Origin of the sequence: Sulfitobacter sp. UBA4523 (assembly GCF_002388305.1) — a bacterium.
Lineage (GTDB): Bacteria > Pseudomonadota > Alphaproteobacteria > Rhodobacterales > Rhodobacteraceae > Sulfitobacter > Sulfitobacter pontiacus.
On sequence record NZ_DGMH01000013.1, the window covers coordinates 18,761 to 18,970 of the forward strand.

The 210-nt window shown below is 63.3% G+C and carries 1 protein-coding gene; it reads right to left on the reverse strand.

Going from position 1 to position 210, the window contains the following annotated elements:
- The coding region (locus B3849_RS02410) for an efflux RND transporter permease subunit (protein WP_286779783.1) at window positions 1-210 on the reverse strand (210 nt) is incomplete at both ends.

A 210-nucleotide genomic window follows, 5' to 3' on the forward strand; every position in this document is an offset into this window, starting at 1 on the left:
ACGATCACCCAGCCCACGGCGATGCGCGCTTCGGCCCCCGCGCCCGAGGTCAGGATCAACGGCAAGCCGCCAAAGACGGTCGACACCATCGTCATCATCACCGGACGGATCCGCAGACGCAGCGCGTCCCGAATGGCGCTATCGATATCCTGCCCCGCCTCGCGCAACTGGTTGGCAAATTCGACGATCAGGATACCATTCTTCGCCATC